General features: G+C 67.4%; 13 protein-coding genes and 1 pseudogene. 6 read left to right on the forward strand and 8 right to left on the reverse strand.

Features of this window, described 5'->3' with window-relative positions; all coding sequences use genetic code 11:
• The 3 genes from HWX22_RS24480 to HWX22_RS24490 form a co-directional block, all read right to left on the reverse strand.
• A partial coding sequence (locus tag HWX22_RS24480) for an FAD-dependent oxidoreductase (RefSeq protein WP_124469217.1) occupies window positions 1–239 on the reverse strand: 239 nt, incomplete at its 3' end.
• A 34-nt stretch (window positions 240–273) separates the two neighbouring features.
• On the reverse strand, window positions 274–2,064 hold the full coding sequence (locus HWX22_RS24485; RefSeq protein WP_175910199.1) for an acyl-CoA dehydrogenase: 1,791 nt from the start codon (window positions 2,062–2,064) through the stop codon (window positions 274–276).
• Window positions 2,054–2,452 carry a hypothetical protein gene (locus HWX22_RS24490; RefSeq protein WP_175910201.1) on the reverse strand — a complete coding sequence of 133 codons (399 nt, stop codon included), beginning with the start codon at window positions 2,450–2,452 and terminating at the stop codon, window positions 2,054–2,056. The genes HWX22_RS24485 and HWX22_RS24490 overlap by 11 nt, the downstream gene beginning before the upstream one ends.
• Window positions 2,453–2,506: 54 nt before the next feature.
• Between HWX22_RS24490 and HWX22_RS24495 the strand changes: the two genes are divergently transcribed.
• From HWX22_RS24495 to HWX22_RS24515, 5 genes and pseudogenes are all read left to right on the forward strand, one after another.
• Window positions 2,507–3,097 carry a dimethylsulfonioproprionate lyase family protein gene (locus HWX22_RS24495; protein WP_175910203.1) on the forward strand — a complete coding sequence of 197 codons (591 nt, stop codon included), beginning with the start codon at window positions 2,507–2,509 and terminating at the stop codon, window positions 3,095–3,097.
• A gap of 359 nt (window positions 3,098–3,456) precedes the next feature.
• Entirely contained in the window at window positions 3,457–5,058 is a 1,602-nt protein-coding gene (locus HWX22_RS24500; protein WP_175910205.1) for a Re/Si-specific NAD(P)(+) transhydrogenase subunit alpha, read from the forward strand.
• A 13-nt stretch (window positions 5,059–5,071) separates the two neighbouring features.
• Window positions 5,072–6,487 (forward strand): Re/Si-specific NAD(P)(+) transhydrogenase subunit beta, encoded by a 1,416-nt coding sequence (gene pntB, locus HWX22_RS24505; RefSeq protein WP_175916570.1) that lies wholly within the window; start codon window positions 5,072–5,074, stop codon window positions 6,485–6,487.
• Between the two features lie 270 nt (window positions 6,488–6,757).
• Window positions 6,758–7,819 (forward strand): NAD-dependent epimerase/dehydratase family protein, encoded by a 1,062-nt coding sequence (locus HWX22_RS24510; RefSeq protein WP_175910209.1) that lies wholly within the window; start codon window positions 6,758–6,760, stop codon window positions 7,817–7,819.
• 145 nt (window positions 7,820–7,964) lie between these two features.
• Window positions 7,965–8,225 (forward strand): annotated as a pseudogene (locus HWX22_RS24515) (helix-turn-helix transcriptional regulator); the annotation flags it as partial.
• 157 nt (window positions 8,226–8,382) lie between these two features.
• Here the strand turns inward: HWX22_RS24515 and HWX22_RS24520 are convergent.
• On the reverse strand, window positions 8,383–9,543 hold the full coding sequence (locus HWX22_RS24520; RefSeq protein WP_175910211.1) for an AraC family transcriptional regulator: 1,161 nt from the start codon (window positions 9,541–9,543) through the stop codon (window positions 8,383–8,385).
• The gene (locus HWX22_RS24525) at window positions 9,543–11,177 is read right to left on the reverse strand and encodes an AMP-binding protein (protein WP_175910213.1); all 1,635 of its coding nucleotides are present in this window, start codon (window positions 11,175–11,177) and stop codon (window positions 9,543–9,545) included. The genes HWX22_RS24520 and HWX22_RS24525 overlap by 1 nt, the downstream gene beginning before the upstream one ends.
• A gap of 320 nt (window positions 11,178–11,497) precedes the next feature.
• Between HWX22_RS24525 and HWX22_RS24530 the strand changes: the two genes are divergently transcribed.
• Complete coding sequence (locus HWX22_RS24530; RefSeq protein WP_175910215.1) at window positions 11,498–12,598, forward strand: AraC family transcriptional regulator; 1,101 nt, start codon at window positions 11,498–11,500, stop codon at window positions 12,596–12,598.
• Between the two features lie 197 nt (window positions 12,599–12,795).
• Here the strand turns inward: HWX22_RS24530 and HWX22_RS24535 are convergent, their stop codons facing one another.
• The 3 genes from HWX22_RS24535 to HWX22_RS24545 form a co-directional block, all read right to left on the reverse strand.
• A complete protein-coding gene (locus tag HWX22_RS24535) occupies window positions 12,796–14,253 on the reverse strand; it encodes an aldehyde dehydrogenase family protein (protein ID WP_208456482.1) in 1,458 nt (485 codons plus the stop codon).
• A 19-nt stretch (window positions 14,254–14,272) separates the two neighbouring features.
• Window positions 14,273–15,934, reverse strand: a complete 1,662-nt coding sequence (locus HWX22_RS24540; protein ID WP_175910217.1) for a GMC oxidoreductase — start codon at window positions 15,932–15,934, stop codon at window positions 14,273–14,275.
• A gap of 152 nt (window positions 15,935–16,086) precedes the next feature.
• A complete protein-coding gene (locus HWX22_RS24545) occupies window positions 16,087–17,028 on the reverse strand; it encodes a LysR family transcriptional regulator (protein ID WP_175910219.1) in 942 nt (313 codons plus the stop codon).
• Window positions 17,029–17,117: the final 89 nt, after the last annotated feature.

The following is a 17,117-nucleotide window of genomic DNA, read 5'->3' on the forward strand; positions in this document are numbered from 1 at the left end:
CAGTCGGGGAACAGTTCGGTGATCGCGCGCGGGTCCATCACCGCGCCCGACAGGATGTGCGCGCCGATCTCGGAACCCTTCTCGAGCACGCACACGCCGATCTCGGTGCCTTTCTCGGCGGCCAGCTGCTTGAGCCGGATCGCCGCCGACAGCCCGGCGGGGCCGCCGCCGACGATCACGACGTCGTATTCCATCGATTCGCGCGGGCCGTATTGCGCGAGCAAGTCCTGTGTGGTCAAAATCCTGTCTCCTCCTGCGCCCCGACCGTTACGGTCAGAACTGGTCTTCCGTCAACGCGAGCACGCTCTCGTTGCCCTTCGCGCCGACGATCGACGCTTCGAGCCCGCCTGCCTGCACGAGGACGTGTTCCGCAAAGCATTGTGCGATCGCGATCTTCGCATCGAAGAACGCCGTGTCGCTCGCGCGATTCGCGTGCGCCGCCAGCAGCGCGCGCGCCATCTGCCATCCGCACAGCACCACGCCCGCCAGCTTCAGGTACGGCACGCTGCCCGCGAACACCGCGTTCGGGTCCTGCTTCACGTTCGCGACCACGTAGTCCACCACCGTCGACAGCGAGCGAGCGCCCTTCTCGAGCTGCGCCTTCATCGACGCGGCCGCCGCACCGTCCACCTTGCCGAGCGCCGCGACGGTGTCGCCGATCTCCGCGATCAGCGCCTTCGCCACCGCACCGCCGTCGCGCATCGTCTTGCGGCCGACCAGGTCGTTCGCCTGGATCGCGGTCGTGCCTTCGTAGATCGCGAGAATCCGCGCATCGCGGTAGTACTGCGCGGCGCCGGTTTCCTCGATGAAGCCCATCCCGCCGTGCACCTGCACGCCGAGGCTCGCCACGTCGTTCACCATCTCCGTGCTCCAGCCCTTCACGACCGGCACCAGATATTCGTAGATTGCCTGATGACGCGTGCGTGTCGCCTCGTCCGAATGGCGGTGGGCAATGTCGCTGTGCGCCGCTGCGACATACGCGAGCGTCCGTGCGCCCTCGGTCAGCGCACGCATCGTGCCGAGCATGCGGCGCACGTCCGGATGATGAATGATCGTCACCGACTGCCTGGCCGACCCGTCGACCGGGCGGCTCTGCACACGCTCCTTCGCGAATGCCGCGGCCTTCTGGTATGCGCGGTCGGCCACGCCGATCCCCTGCATCCCGACGCCAAAGCGCGCGGCGTTCATCATGATGAACATGTATTCGAGACCGCGATTCTCCTCGCCGACCAGGTAGCCGATCGCGCCGCCGTGGTCGCCATACTGCAGCACCGCCGTCGGGCTCGCCTTGATCCCGAGCTTGTGCTCGATCGACACGCAGTGCACGTCGTTGCGCGCGCCGAGCGAGCCGTCTTCGTTGACCAGGAACTTCGGCACGATGAACAGCGAAATACCCTTGACGCCTTCCGGCGCGTTCGGCGTGCGCGCCAACACCAGGTGGACGATGTTGTCCGCCATGTCGTGCTCGCCCCACGTGATGAAGATCTTGGTGCCGAATACCTTGTACGTGCCGTCGCCCTGCGGCTCGGCGCGCGAGCGCACCAGCGCCAGGTCGGAGCCGGCCTGCGGTTCGGTCAAGTTCATCGTGCCGGTCCATTCGCCCGAGATCAGCTTCGGTACATAACGCTGCTTCTGTTCGTCGGTGCCGGCCGTCAGCAGCGCCTCGATCGCGCCGTCGGTGAGCAGCGGGCACAGCGCGAACGACAGGTTCGACGCGTTCAGCATCTCGATGCACGGCGTTGCGATCAGCTTCGGCAGCCCCTGGCCGTCGTATTCGGCCGGATGCTGCAAGCCTTGCCAGCCGCCTTCGACGAACTGGCGGAACGCGGCGCCGAAGCCGGGCGTCGCCGTCACGACACCGTCCTTCCAGCTGCTCGGGTTGCGGTCGCCCTCGACGTTCAGCGGCGCCAGCACTTCACCGCAGAATTTCGCGGATTCGTCGAGCACGGCCTGCGCGGTGTCGTAGCCGGCTTCCTCGAAGCCGGGCAACTGCGCGACGGTGTCGATGCCCGCGAGTTCCTTCAGCACGAACAGCATGTCCTTGACAGGGGCGTTATAGCTCATGGTCGATGTTCCAAATCAGGCGGTGAATGAGGCGCGCGGCCCGGGCGGCTGCGGCAAAACCGGCCAGCGCCAGGCGACGTCGTGGCCCATCGTAATGCCGCGCCGGCGGTTTTCCATTGTCATATCCGGCCCACATGGTGACAAAACCGGCCACGCGATGTGCGAGGCGATGGCGGAAACGGGCGTCCGGGCGGCGGGTTCGGATGCCGATTTCGGCACAAGCGACGCGCAATCGGCGTGCCAGCCGGACGGGCTGGCCGGCGAAGCCGAAGACCGTGGGTTGATGACGGAAAGTCGCCGAAGGTGCCTCCGGCCGGACGGAAGTCGCGGCGCGCGCATGGCGGCCGGTGCCAAATCGTCTGTCCTTTTTCGCTGTCCGGGGCGGCATGTTTCTGCGTAGACTTTCTCATCAGGCCAAGCGAGCACGGGAGCAGAGACCAGGATGAGTGAACGCCCGAAAGACATCGCGGATTTCGTCCGGGTCGCCGGCGATCTGTTCGAGTCGGACAAGCTTCCACCCGCCGCGCGCGCATTCGCGCCGCAAGTGTTCGCACGGCTGCAGACCCCGTCGGACAACGGAACGCGGCTCGCGGTGCAATACCCCGCATGCGAATGGCTCGACCCGGCGCTCGAGTCGGTCGCGCGCGTGAGCCCGACGTTCGCCACTGTCGCACGGCTGATCAAGTCGCTCGAACCCGTGATCGGATGGTCGCGTCGCACGTCGGGCAAGGACGGCAGCCCGAACTACGTCGACGGGCACGTGAACGGGATGATCTGCGGGCCCGGCGGCGCGGAAAGCCGCGACGACATCCAGCTCGGCTTCTCGTTGATGATGCCCGACGTCAGATATCCGGATCACGGTCACGCACCGGAGGAAGCGTACGTGCTCATGACCGCCGGTGAATTCCGGCAACAAAACGGCGCGTGGTTCGATCCCGGGATCGGCGGCGGCATCCACAATGCGCCTGGCGCACTGCATGCAATGCGGTCCGGCAACGCGCCGTTCCTCGCGATATGGTGTCTGCTGAATTGATCTGACGGATGCGCCTGCGACACGTAGCGAGCCACTGCCCTACCGGTCGGTCGGAATCGCCAATGGGGAGCCGGCCATGGGAACCCGCGCAGGAAGCCGGTTATGGGAAGTCCATGCGATATCGCCCGCGCGTGGATAAAACGCAACAGAACATCGGAAGACGCGTTCGACGCATTTGTGCCCTCGATAGCCCCGTCGTTATGCGGCATACTCTATCGACATTCAGCGAACGGTCGTTCTATTCTTGACGCAGACCCTCGCACGCGCCACTAAACACGCACATGATTCTGGTACCTTGACGCACCGGCCCGCGCGCTTCGCGATGGCCACCACCGATCTATCACCCATCTTTCAACACTATGACATTACAGATTGGGATTCCTCTGGAGACAGCCACTCAGGAACGGCGCGTTGCGACCGTCCCCGAAGTGGTCGAGAAACTGATCAAGCTGGGTTTTACGGTGGCCGTCCAAAGCGGCGCCGGGGCCGGCGCGAACTTTGACGACGACGCGTACCGCGCGGCAGGTGCGAGCATCGCCGCCAGCGCCGCCGAGCTCTGGTCCGGCAGCGACATCGTGTTCAAGGTCCGCCCGCCGAGCGCCGACGAAGTCGCGCTGATGCGCGAGGGCGGCACGCTGATCGGCTTCGTGTGGCCCGCGCAGAACCCCGAGCTGATGCAGCAACTGGCCGCGAAGCGCGCCACGGTGCTGGCGATCGATTCGCTGCCGCGCACGCTGTCGCGCGCGCAGAAGATGGACGCGCTCACGTCGATGGCCGGCATCAGTGGCTATCGCGCGGTGATCGAGGCCGCGCATGCGTTCGGCCGCTTCCTGAACGGCCAGGTCACGGCAGCCGGCAAGATCCCGCCGGCCAAGGTATTCATCGCCGGCGCCGGTGTCGCCGGTCTGGCCGCGATCGGCACGGCCGCGAGTCTCGGCGCGATCGTGCGCGCGAACGACACGCGCGCCGAGGTGGCCGACCAGGTCAAGTCGCTGGGCGGCGAGTTCGTCAAGGTCGACTACGAAGAGGAAGGCTCGGGCGGCGGCGGCTACGCGAAGGTGATGAGCGAAGGCTTCCAGCAGGCGCAGCGCGCGATGTACGCGCAGCAGGCGAAGGACGCCGACATCATCATCACCACCGCGCTGATCCCCGGCAAGCCGGCGCCGAAGCTCATCACCGCCGAGATGGTGCAGTCGATGAAGCCCGGCAGCGTGATCGTCGACATGGCCGCCGAGCAAGGCGGCAACTGCGAGCTCACGGTGCCCGGCGAGGCGGTCGTGCGCCATGGCGTGACGATCGTCGGCTATACCGATCTCGCATCGCGCCTGTCGCGGCAGTCGTCCACGCTGTATGCAACGAACCTGCTGCGCGTGATCGAGGAGCTGTGCAAGGCCAAGGACGGCACGATCAACGTCGACTTCGACGACGATGCGATCCGCGGCCTCACCGTGATCAAGGAAGGCAACGTCACCTGGCCGCCGCCGCCGATCAAGCAGGCGGCCGTCGCGCCCAAGCCCCCGGCAGCCGCACCCGCGGCGGCCGCGCCGGCGAAGTCGAAAGGCCACGGCCACAGCGGCGAGCCGATGTCGGCCAAGGCGCTCGCGATCGTGTTCGCGATCGGCGCGCTGGGGTTCCTGCTGGTCGGCCAGTTCGCGCCGTCCAGCTTCCTGACGCACTTCACTGTGTTCGTGCTCGCGTGCTTCGTCGGCTACATGGTGATCTGGAACGTCACGCCGTCGCTGCACACGCCGCTGATGAGCGTGACCAACGCGATCTCGTCGATCATCGCGATCGGCGCGCTCGTGCAGGTCGCGCCGCCGCTGGGCGAGCTGGCCAACGCCGGCGACCGTCCGTCCGGGCTGATCCTGGGCCTGGCAGTGGGCGCGCTCACGCTCACGGCCGTCAACATGTTCGGCGGCTTCGCGGTCACGCGGCGCATGCTGGCGATGTTCCGCAAATAAGGGGACGACAACAATGACTGCAAACCTGACTACCGTCTCCTATATCGGCGCCGCGATCCTGTTCATCCTCAGCCTCGGCGGCCTCGCCAACCCTGAAACCGCGCGCCGCGGCAACCTGCTCGGCATGATCGGCATGCTGATCGCCGTGCTGGCCACCGTCGCCGGCCCGCGCGTGTCGGCCGCGGGCATTCCGTACGTGATCGCCGCGCTGGTCGTCGGCGGCGCGATCGGCCTGTACGCCGCGAAGAAAGTGCAGATGACGCAGATGCCGGAACTGGTCGCGCTGATGCACAGCCTGGTCGGCTTCGCGGCCTGCCTGGTCGGTTTCGCGAGCTACATCGACACGTCGCTGCAGTTCACCGGTGCCGAGAAAGCGATCCACGAGGTCGAGATTTATGTCGGCATCCTGATCGGTGCGGTGACCTTCGCGGGCTCGATCATCGCGTTCGGAAAGCTGTCGGGCAAGATCGGCGGCAAGCCGCTGCTGCTGCCGGCACGGCACTGGATGAACCTCGCCGCGCTGCTGATCGTGATCTACTACGGCCGCGCGTTCCTGCACGCGGAAACGATCCAGGACGGCATGCTGCCGCTCGCCGTGATGACGGTGATCTCGCTGCTGTTCGGCGTGCACATGGTGATGGCGATCGGCGGCGCGGACATGCCGGTCGTGGTGTCGATGCTCAACAGCTATTCGGGGTGGGCCGCGGCGGCCACCGGCTTCATGCTCGGCAACGACCTGCTGATCGTGATCGGCGCGCTGGTGGGCTCGTCCGGTGCGATCCTGTCGTACATCATGTGCCGCGCGATGAACCGCAACTTCATCAGCGTGATCGCAGGCGGCTTCGGCAGCGGCGCGGGCGCACCGGCGGCAGCCGGCGGCGGCGCGGCACAGCCGGCCGGCGAGGCGGTCGCGGTGAGCGCGGCGGAGACGGCCGAGCTGCTGCGCGAGGCGAAGCGCGTGATCATCGTACCCGGCTATGGGATGGCCGTCGCACAGGCCCAGCACACGGTGTTCGAACTGACGAAGCTGCTGCGCGAAAAGGGCGTCGACGTGCGTTTCGCGATCCACCCGGTCGCGGGCCGCATGCCGGGGCACATGAACGTGCTGCTGGCCGAAGCGAAGGTGCCGTACGACATCGTGCTGGAAATGGACGAGATCAACGGCGACTTCCCCGAGGCCGACGTGTCGATGGTGATCGGCGCGAACGACATCGTGAACCCGGCGGCGCAGGACGACCCGTCGAGCCCGATCGCCGGCATGCCGGTGCTGGAAGTGTGGAAGGCGAAGACGTCGATCGTGATGAAGCGCAGCATGGCTTCGGGCTATGCGGGCGTCGAGAATCCGCTGTTCTACAAGGACAACAACCGCATGTTGTTCGGCGATGCGAAGTCGATGCTCAATGAAATCTTCGGTGCACTGAAAGCCTGAGTACGGCCACGCGCGCGGAGCGGGCAGCACGCCGCTCCGGCGCTGCGTGGCCTTGACCTGCCCTGAGGATGTCGGGACCGAACGCATCGTCCCTGCCCGACATCCCTCCCGCCTCCCTTGGCACCTTCTCCCCCTTCCGTAGTCCGCCGTACCACCCTCGCCCGACGACGCATGCCTGGCGCACATTGCATGGCGATCGGCGCGCATTGCGAGTTACCCGGCGACGAAAAAGCGGCATCATGTTCACCATCTTCCGTAACGGAACCCATGATGATCAATATCGATACCGACCTGCCGGTGATGGTGACCGGTGCGACCGGCTACGTCGCGGGCTGGCTCGTGCAACGGTTGCTCGAAGCCGGCCTGACGGTGCATGCGGCCGTCCGCAATCCCGACGACCCGGGCAAGCTCGAGCATCTGCAGCGGATCGCGGCCGGCAAGCCCGGCACGATCCGCTATTTCCGCGCCGACCTGCTTGAACCGGGATCGTATGCGGAAGCCATGGCCGGGTGCGGGATCGTGTTCCATACCGCGTCACCGTTCACCGTCACCGTTCGTGATCCTCAGAAAGAACTGGTCGATCCGGCGCTGCTCGGCACGCGCAACGTGCTCGAGACGGTGAACCGCACGCCGTCGGTCCGGCGCGTCGTGCTGACCAGCAGCTGCGCCGCGATCTACGGCGACAACGCCGATCTCGACGCGACGCCGAACGGCGTGTTCACCGAGGCGATCTGGAATACCAGTTCGTCGCTCGCGCACCAGCCGTACTCGTATTCGAAGACGGTGGCCGAACGCGAGGCGTGGCAGATCGCCCGCGCGCAGCAGCGCTGGGATCTCGTGACCATCAATCCGTCGCTCGTCATCGGGCCGGGCATCAATCCGTACGCGACCTCGGAAAGCTTCGAGATCGTACGGCAGATGGGCAACGGCACGATGAAAATGGGCGTGCCCGACCTCGGCATGGGCGCGGTCGATGTCCGGGAGGTCGCCGACGCGCACGTGCGGGCCGCATTCCTGCCCGACGCGAACGGCCGCTACATCGTGTCGGGTCACAACACAAGCCTGCCGGCGATGGCTGCGACGCTGCTCGAACGGTACGGTGCCGACTATCCGATTCCGCGGCGCACCCTGCCGAAGTGGCTTGTCTGGCTGGTCGGTCCGCTGGCGAACAAGAGCGTGACGCGCCGCGTCGTCGCGCGCAACGTCGGGCTGCCGTGGCGCGCCGACAATAGTCGCAGCCGCAACGAACTCGGGATACGCTACCGTCCGCTCGCCGAGTCGATGAACGACTTCTTTCAGCAGCTGATCGATACCGGACAACTGAAGCGATGAACCGCTTCGTGATTTCACCGGGCTTGCAGGTCGCGCTGGTCGACCTCGGCGTGCGCTTCGACGCGTTGCTGCGACGCGCACGGTTGCCCGCCGATTTCTTCACGCGTGCGAAGCGCGAGCTGACGACCGCCGAGTATCTCCGCATGTGGGGCTGGTTCCCGGCGGCGTCGGCACGGTCGACGATGTCGCGCGCACGCTCGCGATCAGCACGCGCACGCTGCAGCGGCGACTTGGCGACGAAGGCACCCGCTTCAAGGCGATCCTCGCGGAAGTGCGCGAGCGGCTCGCACGGCATTACCTCGATCACTCCGACCTGCCCTACAACCAGATCGCGTTCCTGCTCGGCTATCAGGATCCGAATTCGTTCTTCCGCGCGTTCAACGAGTGGACCGGCATGACGCCCGATGCCGCGCGTTCGCGGGCCGTGCATCGAGGGTCGTGTCGACACGACGACGACGTGCGCCCGATAGGAAGCGCAGGGCCGCGTGACGACGGGAGCCGTCCATTGGAGCGCACGAAGGATGCCGATTATGGGAACGGGTTCGAATGCACCGCGCGGCGCGCTACGCGCGCCGCCGGTAAGTCCCCGGCGTGCTGCCCGTCCAGTGGCGGAACGCGCGATGGAACGCGCTCGGATCGTCGAAGCCGATATCGGCGCCGATCGCCGCGATCGTGTCGAGCGTATCGGTGAGCCGCTGGATCGCGATGTCGCGCCGCAGTTCATCCTTGAGGGCCTGGAACGTCGTGCCTTCCGAGGCCAGGTGGCGGCTCAGCGTGCGCACCGAACAATGCAGATGCTCCGCCGCCTGGTCGATCACCGGCAGGTCGGGCAGCGCCGCCGACAGGTATTGCCGCACGCGATGGCATACGAGCTGTTCGCTGAACGATTCGAAGATCCAGTCGCCGGGCGCGCGCGCGAGGAACTTGCGCAGGTTGCGCTTGCTTTGCCGGATCGGCGCGTCGAGGTAGTCGGCGCTGAAGCGCATCAACGTGCGTTCGCAGTCGAACTGCACGGAGCCGGTGAAGAAGTACAGATGCTCGACCGCATGGCGCGGACGCGGGCACGCGAACTCGATCTTCAGCAACGGGATCTTCTGCCCGATCAGCCAGGAACACACACCGTGCACGAGCTTGAGCATCAATTCCTGGCCGAGCGCGCCGATCGGGCCGACGACCGGGTTCGGCCGCAGCAGCACCTGCGCGACCAGACCGTCGCGCTTCGATTCGACGAAGAAGTCGTCGAGCAGGATATGGAAGAACTGGCCGAAACGATGCAGCGCCGTTTCGAGGTTGCGCGCATCGAGCAGGCTCAGGCACAGGTACTTCAGCGTGCCGCCGCGCAGCGGGCGCGAGAAGATGCCGGGCATCTCGTCGTCGAGGTCGATCGCGAGCGTGCGGTACAGCGTCGAGAACTGCTCTTCCGTCACGCGCGCATGCGGCTCGCCGAGCAACTCGAGCGGAATGCCGGCCCCGCGCAGGTAGCGCTCGACCACGTCGCGCTGCGCGCCCGCACTCGCCAGGAACCCGTTGACGAGCGAGATCGGCACCGTCGCGCTCGGCGACGGCAGCGCACGCCCGGGCTGGGCGGAAGGTGAATCTGAGCCGGTCATCGCGTCCCCGTCGGTCGAACCGCTCGCATTGTACTTGAGCGGCCCGGACCGGGCTTTCGGGGCTTTCGGCGTGCCGGCCCGCGCGCCGTCGGGCGCGCGGCGCTTCGGCGCCATCAGTCGGCGCGGCTGAGTTCCCGGCGCAGGATCTTGCCGACCGTCGACTTCGGCAGCCGATCGACCAGGCGGATCAGCTTCGGCACCTTGTAGGCCACGAGGTTCGCGCGGCAGTGCGCGACGATCTCCGCTTCGGTGACGGCCGCATCCGGCGCAAGCACCACGAACAGCTTGACCGCCTCGCCCGTGCGCTCGTCCGGCACGCCGATGCACGCGCATTCGGCCACGCCCGCCAGCGACGTGGCGGCGGCTTCCACCTCGTTCGGGTACACGTTGAAGCCGGACACGATGATCATGTCCTTCTTGCGGTCGACGATCTTCAGGAAGCCGGCCGCGTCGAACACGCCGATGTCGCCGGTGCGGAAGTAGCCGTCCGCGGTGAACGCAGCTGCATTCGCGTCCGGCTTGCGCCAGTAGCCACCCATCACCTGCGGGCCTTGCACGCAGATCTCGCCCGCTTCGCCGATCCCGACCTCGCGATCCTGGTCGTCCAGCAGCTTCACGTCGGTCGACGGCAGCGGCAGGCCCGTCGTGCCGGTGAACGCATCGATCGACTGCGGGTTGAACGTGACAACCGGCGACGTTTCCGACAGCCCGTACCCTTCGCGGATGAAGTTGCCCGTCACCGCCTTCCAGCGCGCGGAGATCACCTCGATCACCGCCGCGCCGCCGCCTGCCGACAGCTTCAGCCGCGACCAGTCCACTTCCTTCAGCCGCGGATGGCCCGCGAGTCCCGCATACAGCGTGTTGACGCCGACGAACACGGACGGTCGCGCGGCCTTCAGCACGTCGATGAAGCCGTCCATGTCGCGCGGGTTCGCGACGAGCCAGTTCTCCGCGCCGATCGCGAAGTAGGACAGGAAGTTCACCGTCAGCGCGAAGATGTGATACAGCGGGATCGCCGTGACGACGACCTCCTCGCCCGGCTCACGCGCGGCGGGCACGATCGCCGCGAACTGCTCGATGTTCGCGACGAGGTTGCGGTGCGACAGCGCGGCACCCTTCGACAGCCCGGTCGTGCCTCCCGTGTACTGCAGCAGCAGCAGATCGGCGCCGCCGAGCGCGACCGGCTCGAAGGCGAGCGATTCGCCGGCGGCGATCGCGTCCGCGAGCGGAATCGAGCCGGGCGGCAGCGCGTCGCACGCGCCGGCCGGCGCATCGACGGCGCCAAGATCGCCGCGCCCGACGCTCAGCACGGTTCGCATGCGCGTCTTGCCGACCACGTCGGCGAACGTGCCCATCGATCCGCCGCACACCACCGCCACTTCGACACCCGCGTCGTTGAGCTGATGCTCGAGCTCGTGCGCGGTGTAGAACGGGTTCACGTTGACCTGGATCGCGCCGATCCGCGCGACCGCGACGAACACAACCGGAAACGCGAGCACGTTGGGCAGCATCACGGCCACGCGGTCGCCCTTGCGCACGCCCACGACCTGCTGCAGGTATGCGGCGAGCGCGGCCGACAGGCGGTCGACGTCGGCGTAGGTCAGCGTGCTGCCGAATGCACGGAACGCGGGGCGATCGGCAAAGCGGCGCATCGCTTCGTCCAGCAGCGCGGTTACGGAAGGATGGCGATCGGCATCGATCTCGGCGGGGATCGATGCGTACGACCCGATCCAGTGTCTCTTCGTCATGTCCTGCTCCTCGGGGGACGGCGCCAGGCAGCGCCGTTCGCACGGCGGCCCGCGCACCGGATGCGCATGGGCCGTCGCCTGAGCGGCGAATATCGCCCGCCAACGGTGCTTTGAAAATGATCCGGGCGGTCGAAAAGATGATCGAAACGGACACGCGGGCGCGCGGCGCGCCGCCAGCCGCGGCTTGCGCTCGCGCGTCGGTTTGCCGTTGTCGGGCCGTGCAAGCCCGTGCGAATCAGGGTGAACCCTATGGCGTGCCCGCGCATTCCGGCGCAAAATCGCGAACCCGGAACGATATCGAATCGGACGCAGAACCAGTCATGCCGCGCAGTGCGCTCTTGACCCCAACGGCCGCCGGCGCCGCCCCGCTGCCGGACGCCCCGCTCGCTCACGCGTTGCGCGAGAAGCGCTTCTCGCCCGCCAAGCTGGCCGTGCTCGTCGGCGTCGCCCAGGAACTCGGCCTCGACCCGGCCGCCGTGCTCGACGGCACCGGCCTGTCGCCGGACGCCGTCGCCGACCCGTTTACGCTCACGTCGCAACTGCAGTTCCTGACCGCCGCGCGCAACGCGATCGGCCGCTATGACGGCACCGATCTCGGCGTGCGCGTCGGCCGCCGGCTGCATGCGTCGAGCTACGGAATGTACGGCTACGCGATGCTGTGTTCGGAATCGCTCGCGCATGCGTTCGATTCGGCAGTCAAATATCACCAGCTCGCGAACGGGATGCTCGCGATCCGCTGGGTCGAACAGGGCGACACCGCGTCGTGGCTGTTCCCGGATCCGCACGAAGCCGCGCTGCCCGAGCCGGACCTGCCCCTCTACCGCTTCCTGATCGACATGCAATTCGCGCTGCACGTGACGATCATCAAGGACGTGATGGGCGCGTGGTGCGTGCCGGCCCGCGCGCAGTTCGCGCAGCCACGACCGCCGCATGCGGCGCTGCTGTCCGATGCGCTCGAGTGTCCGATCGCGTTCGACCAGCCGCACCATGTGTTGAGCTACCCGGCCGCGTGGCTCACGCGCGCGCCGCAGCTCGCGAACCCGATCACCGCCGCGCAGGTGTCGTCGCACTGCGCGCGCCTGCTCGACGAATTGCGCAGCCAGGCCGGCGTCACGCGGCGCGTTTACCAGGAACTCACGCGCACGCCCGGACAATTCCCGGACATCGACGCGATCGCCGACATCCTGTGCATGACGTCGCGCACGCTGCGCCGCAAGCTCGACGCCGAAGGCACGTCGTACAGCGAGTTGCTCACGAGCGTGCGCAAGGCGCTCGCGATCGACTACCTGAGCACCACCACGCTCAGCACCGAAGACATCGCGCTGACGCTCGGCTTCAGCGACGCGGTGGGATTCCGCCACGCGTTCAAGCGCTGGACCGGCACGACGCCGAGCGACGTGCGGCGCAAGCGCGGCGGGTAGACGCTACGCACAAGCGAGCGCGTAGCGCCGCTCCAGCGCGACCTCGCCGTGCATAGGCGTGTGCCGCGTCCGCATCGATGATGCGGGGCATCGGCGTCCTTCATATAGGTCTGTCCGTTTCGCGCGGCTTCGTCGGATGCGTTCCACTGCGCGTTGTTGGCTCCGTCGTCAGGTGTTCCTCGAGAACGATCTGCCGTTCATCGCGACACCCCCGTGCTGAGCGTGATGTGCTTGTATTCGATGAAGTCGTCGATGGCCGCGGCACCGTTGAGACGTCCGAGACCGGACTGGCGGTAGCCGCCTTCCTCGAATTCGTCGTAGACCTTCGCCCAGTCGTTGATCCAGACCGTGCCGGCCTGCAGCGCGCGCGCAACGCGCATCGAACGCTGTCCGTCGCGCGTCCACACCGCGGCGGCAAGGCCGTATTCGCTGTCGTTGGCCAGCGCAATCGCTTCGTCTTCCGTATCGAATACCTGCACCGTCATGACCGGACCGAACGTCTCCTGCTGCACGATGTCGAGCTTCGGGTCGTCGACTTCGAGCAGCGTCGGGCGATAGAACGCGCCTCGCGCGAGTTCGCCGTCGGTCGCGGGGCCGCCCCGCAGCAGCACTTTCGCGCCCGCCGCGATCGCCTGCTCGACGGTACGGTCGACGCGCGCGACATTCGCTTGGTCGATAAGCGGCCCCATGTCGCTGCGCGGGTCCGCCGCCGGCCCCACGCGCACCGTCTCCAGACGCGCGATCAGACGCGTGCGCACCGCGTCCGCGACGTTGCGCTGCACGAGCAGGCGCGAACCCGTCATGCAGAACTGCCCGGCGAACACGGTCAGCGATTTTTCAAAGACGGGCAGCGCGGCGTCCAGATCGACATCGTCAAACACGACGTGCGGTGTCTTGCCGCCGAGTTCGAGGCCGAAGCGCTTCAGGCGCGACGCACCGGCGGCCGAGATCGCACGGCCGGTCGCCGTCGAACCCGTGAAGCTGATGACGGGCACGTCCGGAGACGCGACCAGGTATTTCGCGCCGTCCGCACCGGATTCGCTGAACACGTTGACGATCCCGCGCGGCAGCGACGGCGCTTCGGACATCACGCTGGCGACGAGCGCGTTGGTTTGCGCGGTCTGCCCCGGCATCTTGACGACGGCGGTCGCGCCGGCCGCGAGCGCGGGCGCGAGCGAGCGCACCATCAGCACGACCGGCGAATTCCACGGCACGATGATGCCGGCCACGCCCATGGGCTCGCGCAACACGAGCGACACGACGTCCGGGCGCGGCGTGCCGCCGTGCGCACGCTCGGCGCGCGCGAGCGCCGCGTAGTAGCGCAGCTTCGACGGTACCATCTCGACTTCGAAGCGCGCTTCGGGCTTGATCTTGCCGTTTTCGAGCGACAGCTGGTCGATCAGCGCATCGGTGTGCCGTTCGAACGCAAGCGCGAGTTCCTCGAGCACTTTCGCGCGCAGCGCCGCATCGTGTTTCCAGCACGTGCGATCGAACGCGCGCGACGCAGCGGCGACGGCCGCGTGCGCTTCGGCTTCGCCGCCGTCGGCGTAGCGGCCAATCACGGTGCCGGTTGCCGGATCGAACGAATCGCGATGCGCGGGCGAATCGACCCATTCGCCGTCGATCCAATGCAATGCATGAGAAGTGATGGTCATCTGGTGCTCCGGTTCGGGTTCAGGCGTATCGATGCGCGATGTGCTCGGCGGCCGCGATCGTGGTGATGTTGGTGGCGACGGAAATCGCATCCGGGAAAATCGACGCGTCGACGACGCGCAGGTTGCGTACGCCGTGCACGCGGCCATCGAGGTCGACGACTGCGTGCGGATCGCCGGCTGCGCCCATCGGCGCGGTCGACGTCGGGTGGTGGTAGGTGTCGACGGTCGATTTGACGGACGCAAGGATCTGCTCGTCCGTCGCCGCGCCGGGGCCGGGATTCAGCTCGGAATGAACGAGGTCCGACAGCGGCGCGGTGCGGCCGATGCGTCGCGCGAGCCGGATGCCGTCGAGCAGGCGCGTGCGATCCTGCTGTTCGGCGAGAAAATTCAGGTCGATGACGGGCGCGTCGTCGGGCTTGCGGCTCGCGAGCTTCAGGCTGCCGACCGACAACGGTCGCGTCAACGCAACCGCGAGCACGAACCCGACCTTGGTCGGACTCTGGTCGTGCGGAAACAGGTGGGTCGCCGTGACGTGCAGGTCGAGGTCGCCGTTTTGCGCGGACGCGCTGTGCGTCCACAGAAATGCGCCGATCACCGGCGATGGGTCGCCGATCCGGTCGGGGCGCGCCGCATAGGCGTTGTAGTAGAACGGGTGATCCTTCAGGCGCTGCCCGACCGGCAGGTTCGCGATCTCGGGGATCGACAGCGCGCGCAGATCCGCCCCCGGCCCGACGCCGGATCGCAGCAGAATCGCGGCGCTGCCATAGCTGCCCGCGCTCAGGATCACTTCGTTCGCGTGGATTTCCTCGCCGTTCGCGAGCTTGACGCCGATTGCCCGGTCGCGGTCGAAAAGCACACGGTCGACCAGCGCGCCGCCGCGAATCTGCAGGTTCTTGCGCGCACGCACGTCGTTGGTCAGATACGCGATGCCCGTGTTGACGCGCACGCCGTTGACAATATTCATCGCATACGGGCCGACACCGTCCGCGTCCGGGCCGTCGAAATCGTCGATGACACGGTACCCGTTCGCGACCGTCGCGTCGACGAACGCGCGCTGCATCGGCGTGATGTCCTCGCGGGTCAGTTGACGCACGGACAGCGGGCCGGCGTGACCATGCAGTGCCGCGCTGCCGCTATCGCGGCTTTCGAGCCGCCGGAACGACGGCAGCATGTCCGCATACGACCAGCCGGGCAGATTCCAGTTCTTCAGGTCCTGCTCGCGCGCGCGGATCGCCACCGCGCCGTTGATCGCGGAGCTGCCGCCCAGCACCTTGCCGCGCAGCGCCCGGATCGGATGATCGATGTAGCCGGCTTGCGTGCGGTAGCCCCACTCGTGACCGGGGTCGCCGCCGACGATGTCGCTGCTCGCGATCACGTGCGGGTAGTCCCATGCGGCGTAGTTGTGGCCGGCCTCGAGCAGCAGCACGTTGCGGCTCGCCCTTTCGCTCAGGCGCGCGGCCATCACGGCGCCCGCCGAGCCGCCGCCGACGATCAATACGTCGATCGTGCGCTTGCCGTTTCCGGCACGCCGTTGTGGCGACGCGTCGGACTGCGTGTCGGCGGCGGGCGCCGCGATCGCTTCGCCGCCCAGCAGCGAGCCGACGGCGAGCGCCGCCGAGTGAGCGAGGGTCTGCGCGAGCATCGTGCGGCGTGCTGGGTATTGCGGGGTATCGTCGTTCATGATCGCAGGTCACGTGGAGGAAAGTCGCGACCAGATTACGAACGGCGGCGGCGCCCGCATAGCCGGCGGCAGGCGAACCCGGCGTTCGTTTTTTCCGAACGACAGGCCCGGCGGCGATCGTGATCCGCGCCGCAAGCGCGCGCGAGTCGTCGCTACGTGCGCGTGGTGCGCGGCAGGATGCCGTGCTCGATCAGCGCGGCATCCCAGCTCGCCGGCTGTCCGATTTCGTCGGTCAGGAACTGGATCAGCGCCTGGACCTTCGGAGGCGTGCGGATCGTCTTTCTGTAGAGCGCGGAAATCTGCCCGCCCGGCGGCGTGTAGTCGGACAGCACCGGGACGAGTTCGCCGGCGACGAGCGCATCCGCGGCGAGGAAGGTCGGGAGGATCGCGAGGCCGAGGCCGGCCAGCGCGCCCGCCAGCAATTGATGTCCCGAATCGGTCCGCATCCGGATGCGGATCCTGAACGACTGGCGCGCGCCGTCGAGCGGCAGGCTCCACATGCCGTTGGGCTCGCGGTTCAGATAGATCAGTCCATCGTGCTCCAGCAGGTCGCCGGGGTGTGCCGGCACGCCGCGCCGCGCGAGATAGGCGGGGCTGGCGCAGATCAGATGGTGATTCGCGGTGAGCGTGCGCGCGACGAGGTTCGAATCGGCCAGCTTGCCGATGCGTATCGCGACGTCGAAATGACCGTCCTGCAGATTGGACAGCCGGTCCTCCGCCTCGATGTCGACGCAGAGCGCCGGGTATTTCGCCGCGAACCTTGCGAGCAGCGGCGCAAGCCGGTGCGTGACGAATGCGGCCGGCACTGCCATCCTCAACGTTCCGTGCAGGCTCGCACCGGCTTCCTGGACTTCCTCCTCGATTCGTTCGAGATCCTTGATAAGTTGCCTGGACTGCTCGAAGAAGCCGTGGCCGGGCTCGGTCAGCTGAAGCTGGCGCCCACGTTTCAGCAATGCGCAGCCGAGCCGCTTCTCGAGCTGCTGGACACGCTGGCTGACGATGGACTTGGTCGTGCCGAGGCGCCGGGCGGCCTCGGAAAAGCTGCCCGCTTCGACCACGGCCACGAAGGTGCTCATGTCGGAGAATTTGTTCATGTTCCAGAGCAGGCGCGCCGGATCGGCGATCGACCGGCCCGGCCCCGCGCGATCGCTCGCGCGTCGTGCCGGGCCGGGCCGGTCATTGC

This window comes from Burkholderia sp. BCC1638 (assembly GCF_902833195.1).
GTDB lineage: Bacteria > Pseudomonadota > Gammaproteobacteria > Burkholderiales > Burkholderiaceae > Burkholderia > Burkholderia diffusa.

What these genes read in the sequence shown, in the direction of transcription:
- HWX22_RS24500 (WP_175910205.1), top strand. Translation starts at nt 3,457, where the DNA reads ATGACATTACAGATTGGGATTCCTCTGGAGACAGCCACTCAGGAACGG.
- HWX22_RS24540 (WP_175910217.1), bottom strand. Translation starts at nt 15,934, where the DNA reads ATGAACGACGATACCCCGCAATACCCAGCACGCCGCACGATGCTCGCG.
- HWX22_RS24495 (WP_175910203.1), top strand. Translation starts at nt 2,507, where the DNA reads ATGAGTGAACGCCCGAAAGACATCGCGGATTTCGTCCGGGTCGCCGGC.
- HWX22_RS24520 (WP_175910211.1), bottom strand. Translation starts at nt 9,543, where the DNA reads ATGGCGCCGAAGCGCCGCGCGCCCGACGGCGCGCGGGCCGGCACGCCG.
- HWX22_RS24485 (WP_175910199.1), bottom strand. Translation starts at nt 2,064, where the DNA reads ATGAGCTATAACGCCCCTGTCAAGGACATGCTGTTCGTGCTGAAGGAA.
- HWX22_RS24545 (WP_175910219.1), bottom strand. Translation starts at nt 17,028, where the DNA reads ATGAACAAATTCTCCGACATGAGCACCTTCGTGGCCGTGGTCGAAGCG.
- HWX22_RS24510 (WP_175910209.1), top strand. Translation starts at nt 6,758, where the DNA reads ATGATCAATATCGATACCGACCTGCCGGTGATGGTGACCGGTGCGACC.
- HWX22_RS24530 (WP_175910215.1), top strand. Translation starts at nt 11,498, where the DNA reads ATGCCGCGCAGTGCGCTCTTGACCCCAACGGCCGCCGGCGCCGCCCCG.
- HWX22_RS24535 (WP_208456482.1), bottom strand. Translation starts at nt 14,253, where the DNA reads ATGACCATCACTTCTCATGCATTGCATTGGATCGACGGCGAATGGGTC.
- HWX22_RS24525 (WP_175910213.1), bottom strand. Translation starts at nt 11,177, where the DNA reads ATGACGAAGAGACACTGGATCGGGTCGTACGCATCGATCCCCGCCGAG.
- HWX22_RS24490 (WP_175910201.1), bottom strand. Translation starts at nt 2,452, where the DNA reads ATGCCGCCCCGGACAGCGAAAAAGGACAGACGATTTGGCACCGGCCGC.
- pntB (WP_175916570.1), top strand. Translation starts at nt 5,072, where the DNA reads ATGACTGCAAACCTGACTACCGTCTCCTATATCGGCGCCGCGATCCTG.